This window comes from Mycobacterium sp. TH-M103, assembly GCF_057473785.1.
The window spans coordinates 1-9670 of sequence record NZ_JBYCLG010000211.1; the positions used below are offsets into that span (position 1 = coordinate 1).

The 9670-nt window shown below is 69.5% G+C and carries 11 protein-coding genes; 3 read left to right on the plus strand and 8 right to left on the minus strand.

Features of this window, described 5'->3' with window-relative positions; all coding sequences use genetic code 11:
* The 8 genes from AC2VOR_RS12050 to AC2VOR_RS12085 form a co-directional block, all read right to left on the minus strand.
* Nucleotides 1-287: DUF6779 domain-containing protein (locus AC2VOR_RS12050; protein ID WP_486963854.1), on the minus strand; the 287-nt coding region annotated here is incomplete at its 3' end.
* An 86-nt stretch (nucleotides 288-373) separates the two neighbouring features.
* Nucleotides 374-850: a DUF3180 domain-containing protein gene (locus tag AC2VOR_RS12055; RefSeq protein ID WP_486963855.1), complete on the minus strand. Its 477-nt coding sequence runs from the start codon at nucleotides 848-850 to the stop codon at nucleotides 374-376.
* Entirely contained in the window at nucleotides 850-1371 is a 522-nt protein-coding gene (folK, locus tag AC2VOR_RS12060) for a 2-amino-4-hydroxy-6-hydroxymethyldihydropteridine diphosphokinase (RefSeq protein WP_369736678.1), read from the minus strand. Before folK ends, AC2VOR_RS12055 begins: the two co-directional genes overlap by 1 nt.
* Nucleotides 1368-1769, minus strand: a complete 402-nt coding sequence (gene folB, locus AC2VOR_RS12065) for a dihydroneopterin aldolase (protein WP_369736677.1) — start codon at nucleotides 1767-1769, stop codon at nucleotides 1368-1370. The genes folK and folB overlap by 4 nt, the downstream gene beginning before the upstream one ends.
* Nucleotides 1770-1774: 5 nt before the next feature.
* Nucleotides 1775-2590: a dihydropteroate synthase gene (folP, locus tag AC2VOR_RS12070; RefSeq protein ID WP_369741400.1), complete on the minus strand. Its 816-nt coding sequence runs from the start codon at nucleotides 2588-2590 to the stop codon at nucleotides 1775-1777.
* A 19-nt stretch (nucleotides 2591-2609) separates the two neighbouring features.
* A complete protein-coding gene (gene folE / locus AC2VOR_RS12075; RefSeq protein ID WP_369736676.1) occupies nucleotides 2610-3230 on the minus strand; it encodes a GTP cyclohydrolase I FolE in 621 nt (206 codons plus the stop codon).
* A 14-nt stretch (nucleotides 3231-3244) separates the two neighbouring features.
* On the minus strand, nucleotides 3245-5617 hold the full coding sequence (ftsH, locus tag AC2VOR_RS12080) for an ATP-dependent zinc metalloprotease FtsH (RefSeq protein WP_369736675.1): 2373 nt from the start codon (nucleotides 5615-5617) through the stop codon (nucleotides 3245-3247).
* A gap of 255 nt (nucleotides 5618-5872) precedes the next feature.
* Nucleotides 5873-6289 (minus strand): VOC family protein, encoded by a 417-nt coding sequence (locus AC2VOR_RS12085; protein WP_369736674.1) that lies wholly within the window; start codon nucleotides 6287-6289, stop codon nucleotides 5873-5875.
* Between the two features lie 79 nt (nucleotides 6290-6368).
* On the opposite strand from AC2VOR_RS12085, the gene AC2VOR_RS12090 reads away from it, so the two are divergent.
* The 3 genes from AC2VOR_RS12090 to AC2VOR_RS12100 are packed head-to-tail and all read left to right on the plus strand — an operon-like array spanning nucleotide 6369 to nucleotide 9531.
* Nucleotides 6369-7337 (plus strand): alpha/beta fold hydrolase, encoded by a 969-nt coding sequence (locus tag AC2VOR_RS12090; RefSeq protein WP_369736673.1) that lies wholly within the window; start codon nucleotides 6369-6371, stop codon nucleotides 7335-7337.
* Nucleotides 7334-8521, plus strand: a complete 1188-nt coding sequence (locus AC2VOR_RS12095) for an LLM class flavin-dependent oxidoreductase (RefSeq protein WP_369736672.1) — start codon at nucleotides 7334-7336, stop codon at nucleotides 8519-8521. Before AC2VOR_RS12090 ends, AC2VOR_RS12095 begins: the two co-directional genes overlap by 4 nt.
* Entirely contained in the window at nucleotides 8521-9531 is a 1011-nt protein-coding gene (locus AC2VOR_RS12100) for a zinc-binding dehydrogenase (RefSeq protein ID WP_369736671.1), read from the plus strand. Before AC2VOR_RS12095 ends, AC2VOR_RS12100 begins: the two co-directional genes overlap by 1 nt.
* Nucleotides 9532-9670: the final 139 nt, after the last annotated feature.

The following is a 9670-nucleotide window of genomic DNA, read 5'->3' on the forward strand; positions in this document are numbered from 1 at the left end:
CGGCGGGCCGAGATCTCCCGGTCCAGTTGCAGGTCGTAGACCAGCTTCAGGTCACGCACCCGTGACTGGTCGGCGTCGCTCTGCCGACGGTAGAGCACCGAGACGAAGGCACCCGCGACGGCGGCCCACAGCGCCAGGATCACCCCGAGCTTGAGAAGTTCCACACGGTTGGTGAAAACCAGTGCGGAACTGGCCCCCATCGCAAGGACCAGCAACGCGGTCAAGAGCACCCAACCCGGCCTGCGGCCGCCGCGCCGTACCCGGGCGCCGCGGGACAGAACGGTCATGGCCCGACTGTACCTGTGCGAGGTCATTCCGCGTGTCGCGCCGGTCCGGCGATTCTCGCTTCGACCTCCGCGACGACCCGGGAACGCTAGTTCTCGGCACCCTCCCCGTGCTCCGGTGGCTCCGGGGGCGATTTGCAGCAATGCTGCAGCCATAACCCCGCCACGAGCAGCGCCAGCGCGCTGACCGCCGCGACCACCGTCCCGGTTGTGTCCTCGGCAGCGACGCGCAGCCAGGGCCGGCGCGGCAGGAAGTACACCAGCACCCCGATCCAAAGACCCAGCATCAACGCGCCCACCCACGCCGACGCCTTGGCCACCACCAGGCTGCGCGCCACCGCCAGCGGATGCAGCCGGCCCGGGCCGGGTCCGATCTCGCAGTCGCTGATCTTGGCCCGCACGTAGCGGGCCCACAGCGCCTCGCCGACGGCCACCGCGAGCAGCGAGATCCCGGTCCAGACGGTGATGCGCGGGAACCACCGGTACAGCGCGGTGACCAGTAGATAGCCCAGCATCGCGGCGACGAAGACCGCGGCCGTGAGGTCGCGTCTGCGGGTCGGGCCCATCAGCTTTCCCGCGGCACGAGCGTCAGGTCGGTCAACCGGACGCTCTCCCGGTCGGCGGGTTCGAGTTCGGCCAGCAGTCCGGCGACCGGGCGCGGCCCCTCGGCGACCGTCAGCCGGGCGTCGGGATCGACGGCCAGCCACGGGATCAACACGAAGGCCCGCAAGTGGGCCAGCGGATGCGGCAGCGTCAGGTTGTTCTCGCGGGAGATCACCTCCGCGTCGCCGTGGCAGGCGATGAGGTCGACGTCGAGGTTGCGCGGGCCCCAGCGCTCGCCGCGAACCCGGCCGGCCGCACGCTCGAACTCCTGCGCTCGCCCCAGCCAGCCCTGCGCGCCGCACGCCGGGTCGTCGGCGATGAGCACCGCGTTGAGAAACGGCGCCTGGTCCACGCGGCCCCAGGGATCGGTCTCGTAGACCGGCGACACCGCCAGCACCGCCGTGCCCAGCCCGTCGACGACCGATTGCAGCCGCGCCAGCCGATCCCCCAGGTTGGAGCCGATGGAGAGCACGACGCGCGTCATGACGTCCCGCCCGCCGGGACCACCGAGCCGCGGCCGCCGCGGCGCGAGCGCCGGACCACCACCGCCACGTCGGCGAACTGCTGCGGAATCGGAGCCGACGGCTTGTGCACCACCACCTCGACGGCGTGCACCCGCCGATCTCCCATCACCTGGTCGGCGATCTCGGCCCCAACCGTCTCGATCAGGTTGCGGGGCGGTCCGGTCACCACGTCGGCGGCCAGCCGGGCCAGCGCGCCGTAGTCGTACGTGTCGGCCAGGTCGTCGCTAACGGCCGCGTCGGCGAGATCGATCCACACGGTGATGTCGACGACGAACTCCTGCCCATCGGCGCGCTCGTGTTCGAAGACCCCGTGTCGGCCGTGAAGTGCCAAGCCGCGCAATTCGATTCGATCAGCCATCTCGATCAGCCATGGTGTCCAGTCCCGGTGCGCGTCCAGGCCCCGACGACCTTGACGGCGTCGACCGAGGCACGCACGTCATGCACCCGCACCCCCCAGGCACCGTACAGGGCGGCCAGCGCGGAGATCACCGCAGTCGCCGTCTCGCGGCCGTCGGGCGGCCGCGGCGACCCGTCGGGCGCGGCCAGCAGGGTCCCGAGGAACCGTTTGCGCGAGGCGCCCAGCAACACCGGGATCCCGGTGGCGACCAGCTGGGGCAGGGCATGCAGCAGCGCCCAATTGTGTTGTCCCGTCTTGGCGAAACCCAGACCCGGGTCGATCACCAACTTGGCCGGGTCGACGCCCGCGGCCACCGCTTGGTCGACGCTGGAGAGCAACTCGGCGCGCACCTCGGCCACCACGTCGCGATAGCGGGGGGCGCGGTGCGGGTGGTCGGGCGACACAGGTCGCCAGTGCATCAGCACCCAGGGCACGCCCGCTTCGGCGAGCAGTGGCGCCATCGCCGGATCGGCCCGCCCGCCGGAGACGTCGTTGACGATGCGCGCGCCGCTGTGCAGTGCCGCCCTGGCCACGTCGGCGTGCATGGTGTCGATGCTCACCGTGACGCCTTGCGCGGCAAGCTCTTTGACGACCTGGACGACGCGGGACGCCTCGACCCGGGGGTCGATCCGTGTGGCACCGGGGCGGGTGGACTCGCCCCCGACGTCGACGATCTCCGCGCCTTCGGCGACCAGCGCCAGACCGTGGGCAACGGCGGCGTCGGCATCGAGGTAACGACCGCCATCCGAGAACGAATCGTCGGTGACGTTCACAACCCCCATGACCTGCACAGGCGCAGGCTCACTTCCGCAGGATGAGGTCGAGCGCCTCGGCTCGCGAGGCAGCGTTTCTCTTGAACTGGCCGCGCACCGCGGAGGTCGTGGTGACGGCGCCGGGCTTGCGGACACCGCGCATCGCCATGCACAGGTGCTCGGCCTCTACGACGACGATCACCCCCCGCGGATTGAGCTTGTTCACCAGCGCGTCCGCGATCTGACTGGTGAGCCGCTCCTGAACCTGGGGCCGCTTGGCGTACAGGTCGACCAGCCGCGCGATCTTCGAAAGACCCGTCACCCTGCCGTCGTCACCGGGGATGTAGCCGACGTGGGCCACCCCGTGGAACGACACCAGGTGGTGCTCGCAGGTCGAGTACATCGGGATTTCCTTGACGATCACCAGTTCGTCGTGGTCCTCGTCGAACATGGTGTTGAGCACGGTGTCGGGGTCGATGTACAGCCCGGAGAACATCTCGCGATAGGCCCGCGCCACGCGCGCCGGAGTGTCCCGCAAACCGTCCCTGTCCGGGTCCTCGCCGATCGCGTGCAGCAACTCGCGGATCGCGGCCTCGGCACGCTGCTGGTCGAACGACCGTACGCATCCGGCGGCGTTGGAGGCGTCCGAGTCCAGATCCGGTAAGGCCATCGGGTTCTCCGTTCTCAGCCCCTGGCCGGCGGGTTGAACCGGCGGATGTCTTCTTCTGCCTGGTCGGGCGACCGTCCCGGATCGGGGGCGGCATCCGGGCCCGACTGGCCGGGTGGCGGATACGGCGGGAACGGCGGGTAGGACGGCTGGGCCGGGCCCGGGTAGTGGCCGTGGCCCGCCGGCTGCGGCCAGTAGGGCTGCTGCGGCCGGGGCTGCTGCGGCGGATACCAGTGGCCCGGCTGCTGTTCCTGGGGCGGCCAGCCGGGCGCGTGCCAGCCGGCCGGGGCGCCGTAGTCGGGCTGGGTGGCCCCATGCGGCGCGCCCTGCCGGTTGCCGGCTTGCCCGCCGCGCGAGCCGTTCCCGCCGTGGGCGTTGTTGTCTCCCTCGGCCCGAGCGGCCTCGGCGGCCTGGCTGGCCCGCGCGATCGCGGCCTTGAAGGCCGGCTCGGGGGCCGGCGGGGGCCACGGCTCGCCACGCTCGATGGCCAACTCGCCGGGCGTCTTGATCGGCGGTTTGTCCGACGGGATGCGGCCACCGAAGTCGTCGAACATGGTGAGCCGGGGCCGCTTCTCGACACCGGCGAAAATGCCCTCCAGCTCGGGCCGGTGCAGGGTTTCCTTCTCCAGCAGCTCGCCGGCCAGGGTGTCGAGGATGTCGCGGTATTCGGTGAGGATCTCCCAGGCCTCGGTGTGCGCCGCCTCGATCAGCTTGCGCACCTCGTCGTCGATGTCGCGGGCGACCTCGTGCGAGTAGTCCGCCTGGTTGCCCATGGTCCGGCCCAGGAACGGGTCGCCGTGCTCGGAGCCGTATTTGACGGCCCCGAGCTTGGAGCTCATGCCGAACTCGGTGACCATCGCGCGCGCGATCTTGGTGGCCTGCTCGATGTCGGAGACCGCGCCGGTGGTCGGCTCGCGGAACACCAGTTCCTCGGCGGCGCGCCCGCCCATGGCGAACACCAGCTGCGCGATCATCTCCGAGCGGGTGCGCAGGCCCTTGTCCTCCTCCGGCACCGCGACCGCGTGGCCGCCCGTGCGTCCCCGGGCCAGGATCGTCACCTTGTAGATCGGCTCGATGTCGGGCATCGCCCACGCGGCCAGGGTGTGTCCGCCCTCGTGGTAGGCGGTGATCTTCTTCTCCTGCTCGCTGATGATCCGGCTCTTGCGGCGGGGCCCGCCGACCGCCCGGTCCACCGCCTCCTCGAGGGCGGCGCCGGTGATGACGGTGCCGTTCTCCCGGGCGGTCAGCAATGCCGCCTCGTTGATGACGTTGGCCAGGTCGGCACCGGTCATTCCGACGGTGCGCTTGGCCAGCCCGTCGAGGTCGGCGTCGGGGGCGATCGGTTTGCCCTTCGCGTGCACCCTCAGCACCGCGCGACGACCCGCCAGGTCGGGGTTGGTCACCGGGATCTGCCGGTCGAAGCGGCCGGGGCGCAGCAGCGCCGGGTCCAGGATGTCGGGGCGGTTGGTGGCGGCGATCAGGATGACACCGGCCCGCGGGTCGAACCCGTCCATCTCGACCAGCAACTGGTTGAGCGTCTGCTCGCGCTCGTCGTGACCGCCGCCCAGTCCCGCACCCCGCTGGCGGCCCACCGCGTCGATCTCGTCGACGAAGATGATGCACGGGTTGTTCTGCTTGGCCTGTTCGAACAGGTCACGAACCCGCGACGCGCCGACGCCGACGAACATCTCGACGAAGTCGGAACCGGAGATGGTGAAGAACGGGACGCCCGCCTCGCCGGCGACCGCGCGGGCCAGCAGGGTTTTGCCCGTCCCGGGCGGGCCGTACAAGAGCACGCCTTTGGGAATCTTGGCGCCCAGCGCCTGGTACCGCCCCGGGTTCTGCAGGAAGTCCTTGATCTCGTAGAGCTCCTCGACCGCCTCGTCGACGCCCGCAACGTCGGCGAACGTGGTCTTGGGCATGTCCTTGGACAGCTGTTTGGCGCGCGACTTGCCGAAGCCGAAGCCCATCCGGGCGCCGCCCTGCATGCGCGAGAACATCACGAACAGCCCCACCAGCAGCAGCAGCGGCAGCGCGTAGACCAGCAGCTCGCCCAGGATGCTGCCCTGGTTGACGACGGTGCTGATCTTGGCGTTCTTGGCGCTGAGGGCGTTGAACAAGTCGACGGCATATCCGGTGGGATATTTGGTGATGACCTTGTCGGAATTGTCCGTCTCGCCGTTGCCCTTTTTCAGGGTCAGCCGCAATTGCTGCTCGCGATCATCGATCTGCGCGCTCTTGACGTTGTCGCTCTTGATCTGGGCCATCGCCACCGAGGTGTCGACGGACTTGTAGCCGCGGGTGTCGTCGCTGAAGTAAAAGAACGACCAACCGAGCAGCACCACGACCGCGATCGCGACGAGGGTGCGAGTCAGATTTTTTCGGTTCATCAATCATCGGCCCTAGGGGCCAGGTCCTTCCGACGCACACGTAGCTGAAAAAGTCCAGGTTACCGCTAGCGGTAATCGCCAGCCCGGCCGAGCCGGGCGCAGCGGGTTACCGCCATCATGCCGCGCGGTAATCGCCAGCCCGGCCGAGCCGGGCGCAGCGGGTTACCGCCATCATGCATGCCGTCCTGTCCAGATAACGACCGGCAGTTCCCGATCGGTTCGGCATTCGCCAGCGCGATCGATGTTGCGTGCAACTCAGCGCTCGTAGTACCGGGCCTCGACCACGTTGCCGTCCGGATCGGCGAAATAGTATCCCTGCGGCGTCCACCCGCGGGCCCCGTACGAGTTGTCCAGCCGCGCCCCGGTGTCGACGCCCTCGGCCTGCAGGCGCCGATCCAGGGCGTCGTATTCGGATTTCGACATCGCAAGACAGACGTGGTTGACCCGGTGCCCGGCGCTCCCGGCTACCCGCGTCAACGATTCGGTGGCGGCGACGTTGTCCACCGGCAGAAGGTCGATGATGGAGTCCTCGCACACGCGCACGCTCGGGAATGGCGCGTCGCCGGCCTCGAACTCGTCGAACCGCACCGGCTCGAGCCCGACCACCCGCGAGTAGAAGTCCATCGCGACGCGCGGATCGCTCGTCCAGAGCACGACGTGGTCCAGCCGCATGAGTCGACACGCTATCCCAATGCGGGTGCGATCGCGGCACGCACTTCTCAGCCCCCGGCGGTTGTGATTTGGTGTGGTGGTGGCGACATCAACCGAACGGTTAGTAGACACCAACGGCGTGCGGCTACGGGTGGTGGAAGCCGGTGACCCCGGCGCGCCAGTGGTGATCCTGGCCCACGGATTCCCCGAACTGGCCTACTCGTGGCGGCACCAGATACCGGTCCTGGCCGACGCGGGCTACCACGTGCTGGCACCTGACCAGCGCGGCTACGGCGGATCCGCCCGCCCGGAGGCGATCGAGGCGTACGACATCCACGCGCTGACGGGCGACCTGGTCGGCCTGCTCGACGATGTCGGCGCCGAGCGCGCCGTGTGGGTCGGCCACGACTGGGGTGCCTCCGTGGTGTGGAACGCGCCCCTGTTGCACCCGGACCGGGTCGCCGCCGTCGCCGCGCTCAGCGTGCCGCCGGTGCCCCGGCCACGGGTGGCGCCGACGGCGGCGTGGCGCAGGATCGCCGGGGACAACTTCTTCTACATCCTGTACTTCCAGGAGCCCGGCGTCGCCGACGCCGAGTTGGACGCAGACCCCGCGCGCACGATGCGCCGGATGCTGGGCGGTCTGCGGGCCTCCGACGATCAAGCCGCGTCGATCCGCTTGGTGGCCCCGGGGCCGGAGGGCTTCATCGAGCGCCTCCCCGAACCCGCCGAGCTGCCGGACTGGCTCAGCCAAGAGGAGCTCGACCACTACATCGGCGAGTTCTCCCGCACGGGCTTCACCGGCGGCCTGAACTGGTATCGCAACTTCGACCGCAACTGGGAAACGACCCCCGAACTCGCCGACGCCAAAATCGCCGTGCCGTGCCTGTTCGTCGCCGGCACCGCCGACCCGGTGCTGACGTTCACCCGCACCGACCGCGCGTCGAAGGTGGTTTCGGGCCCGTACCGCCAGGAGATGATCGAGGGCGCGGGGCACTGGCTGCAACAGGAAAGACCCGACGAGGTGAACGCCCTACTGCTGGACTTTCTCGGCGGATTGGAGTTGCGATGAGCATGCCCCTGCGTTTCGGCGTCTTCATCACACCGTTTCATCCCACCGGCCAATCACCCACGGTGGCACTGGAATACGACATGGAGCGCGTCGTCGCACTGGACCGCCTCGGTTTCGACGAGGCCTGGTTCGGCGAACACCACTCCGGCGGCTACGAGTTGATCGCCTGCCCGGAGGTGTTCATCGCCGCCGCCGCGGAGCGCACCAAGCACATCCGGCTGGGTACCGGCGTGGTCTCCCTGCCCTATCACCATCCACTGATGGTCGCCGACCGCTGGGTGCTCCTGGACCATTTGACGCGCGGCCGCGTGATGTTCGGCGCCGGCCCCGGTGCGCTGCCGTCGGACGCCTACATGATGGGCATCGACCCGGTAGAACAGCGGCGGATGATGCAGGAGTCCCTCGAGGCGATCCTGGCCCTGTTCCGCGCCGCGCCCGAGGAGCGCATCGACCGGCACTCCGACTGGTTCACCTTGCGCGACGCGCAGTTGCACATCCGCCCCTACACCTGGCCTTATCCCGAGATCTCGACGGCGGCAATGATTTCGCCGTCGGGGCCGCGGCTGGCCGGCACGCTGGGCACGTCCCTGCTGTCGCTGTCGATGTCGGTGCCCGGCGGCTACGCCGCGCTGGAGAACACCTGGGACGTGGTGTGCGAGCAGGCCGCCAGAGCCGGCCGGGACGAACCGGACCGGTCCGGCTGGCGGGTCCTGAGCATCATGCACATCGCCGACAGCCGCGACCAGGCGATCGACGACTGCACCTACGGGCTGCAGGATTTCGCGAACTATTTCGGCGCGGCCGGTTTCGTTCCGCTGGCCAACTCCGTGGAGGGCGCCCAGACACCCCACCAGTTCGTCGAAGACTACGCGGCCAAAGGGAATTGCTGCATCGGCACACCCGAGGACGCCATCGCCCACATCGAAGACCTGCTCGAGCGCTCCGGCGGGTTCGGCACGCTGCTGATGCTCGGCCACGACTGGGCATCCCCGCAGGCGACGTACCATTGCTATGATCTGTTCGCCCGCAAGGTAATTCCCCATTTCAAGGGGCAGCTGGCGGCGGCGCGGTCGTCGCACGACTGGGCGAAGGCGAAGCGCGACCAACTGCTCGGGCGCGCCGGGGAGGCCGTGGTGAAGGCCATCGGCGAGCACACCTCCGAGCACGAAGGGGTGGTGAAGTGATGCGCGCATCGGTGCTGCGGGGCGGTCGCATGGTCTACCGGGACGACGTGCCCGACCCGGTGCCCGGACCCGGCCAGGTGCTCGTCGCCGTCCGATCGTGTGGGATCTGCGGTTCCGACCTGCATTTCGCCGCGCACGGCGACGAGGTGGTCGCGATGACCGAACGGGTGTCGGGCGGCGGCGGCATGAACATCGACCTGGGCCGCGACGTCTTCATGGGCCACGAATTCAGCGCCGAGGTGCTCGAAGCCGGGCCGGACACCGAGACACACCCCGCCGGAACTCTCGTCACGTCGATTCCGGTGGTGCTGTCCGCCAAGGGCGTCGAGCCGATCGTGTACAGCAACAACACGATCGGTGGCTACGCGGAGCGGATGCTGCTCTCGGCGCCGCTTTTGCTGCCCGTCCCCAACGGCCTGGATTTCCGGCACGCGTCGCTGACCGAACCGATGGCCGTGGGACTGCACGCCGTCAACAAGTCGGGGGTGCAGCCCGGCGAGACCGCCCTGGTGCTCGGCTGCGGCCCGATCGGCATCGCGATCATCGCCGCGCTCGCGGCGCGCGGCGTGGAAGACATTGTGGCCGCCGACTTTTCCCCCACGCGACGGGAGCTGGCCGCCGCGATGGGCGCGCACCGGGCGCTGGACCCGGCGCAGGGGTCGCCCTTCGACACCGTCAAACCGGCCGTGGTGTTCGAAGCGGTCGGGGTGCCCGGGATCATCGACGACGTGCTGCTACGGGCACGGCCGGGCACGCGGTTGGTCGTCGCGGGCGTGTGCATGCAAGCCGACACGGTGCACCCGTTCTTCGCGATCGCCAAGGAGATCAACGTGCAGTTCGTGCTCGCCTACAGCCCGGAGGAGTTCGCGGACTCGCTGCGCGCGCTCGCCGAGGGCGACATCGACGTCACCCCGTTGATCACCGGGCAGGTCGGCCTGGACGGGGTCGGCGCGGCGTTCGACGACCTGGCCGACCCCGAGCGGCACTGCAAGGTCCTCGTCACGCCGTAGACCGCGATCGGGCCCACGAGTTGCGCGACCCGTGTCAGTGCGGCCCCCTATACTCGAACACATGTTCGATGAATTGCTGGAGCTCGGCCCCGACGCGCTGGTGGCGGTGGTCGAGTCGACGCACCGCGAGGAGTCGGCG

Bases quoted from the DNA above. Each gene is read 5' to 3' on its own strand.
- AC2VOR_RS12085 (WP_369736674.1), bottom strand. From the start codon at position 6,289: ATGCGGCTGGACCACGTCGTGCTCTGGACGAGCGATCCGCGCGTCGCG.
- AC2VOR_RS12055 (WP_486963855.1), bottom strand. From the start codon at position 850: ATGGGCCCGACCCGCAGACGCGACCTCACGGCCGCGGTCTTCGTCGCC.
- folK (WP_369736678.1), bottom strand. From the start codon at position 1,371: ATGACGCGCGTCGTGCTCTCCATCGGCTCCAACCTGGGGGATCGGCTG.
- AC2VOR_RS12095 (WP_369736672.1), top strand. From the start codon at position 7,334: ATGAGCATGCCCCTGCGTTTCGGCGTCTTCATCACACCGTTTCATCCC.
- ftsH (WP_369736675.1), bottom strand. From the start codon at position 5,617: ATGAACCGAAAAAATCTGACTCGCACCCTCGTCGCGATCGCGGTCGTG.
- folB (WP_369736677.1), bottom strand. From the start codon at position 1,769: ATGGCTGATCGAATCGAATTGCGCGGCTTGGCACTTCACGGCCGACAC.
- folE (WP_369736676.1), bottom strand. From the start codon at position 3,230: ATGGCCTTACCGGATCTGGACTCGGACGCCTCCAACGCCGCCGGATGC.
- folP (WP_369741400.1), bottom strand. From the start codon at position 2,590: ATGGGGGTTGTGAACGTCACCGACGATTCGTTCTCGGATGGCGGTCGT.
- AC2VOR_RS12100 (WP_369736671.1), top strand. From the start codon at position 8,521: ATGCGCGCATCGGTGCTGCGGGGCGGTCGCATGGTCTACCGGGACGAC.